The organism is Micromonospora fiedleri, from assembly GCF_016774385.1.
Taxonomy (GTDB): domain Bacteria; phylum Actinomycetota; class Actinomycetes; order Mycobacteriales; family Micromonosporaceae; genus Micromonospora; species Micromonospora gifhornensis.
This window is the reverse complement of the sequence record NZ_JAETXL010000069.1, coordinates 1-461: the sequence shown is the minus strand read 5'-3', so window position 1 is coordinate 461 and position 461 is coordinate 1. Positions and strand designations below refer to the sequence as shown.

General features: G+C 74.6%; 1 protein-coding gene. It reads right to left on the bottom strand.

All coding sequences use genetic code 11. From position 1 onward, the window contains the following. The coding region (locus JMF97_RS30670) for a DPP IV N-terminal domain-containing protein (RefSeq protein WP_203224677.1) at positions 1–461 on the bottom strand (461 nt) is incomplete at both ends.

Below are 461 nucleotides of genomic sequence, written 5' to 3'. Positions count from 1 at the left end.
TCTTTCCGCTCCACGCCTGGTAGGTCTCCCGGTCGCCGCGCCCGTCCACCCGGCCGCCGTCGAGGTCGAGCAGGTGCAGACTGCCCTCGGCGTTCGGGCGACCCGCCACCGGGTACGCGACGCTTGTCGGCGGGCTGGTCGGCTGCGCCGGATCGTGCAGGTGCCAGTGCGGCAGGCGGGACTCGTCGACCCGGGCGGCCAGCACCGAACGACCGTCCGGCGCCAACCAGTAACCCCGGTGCCGCCGGAACTCCTCGGCCGCGATGTGTTCGGCCAGTCCCCAGACCACCCCGGAGTCCTCGCCGGCGAGGATGCTGTCGGTGCCGTCGGCGTCCACCACCCGCAACTGACACCGGCGTACGCCCTCGGCCTCGTCGGTCACGTACGCCAGCCGCTGCCCGGTCGGGTCCGGCCGGGGGTCGAGGACCGGCCCGACGGCGGGCACCTCGATCACGTCGCCG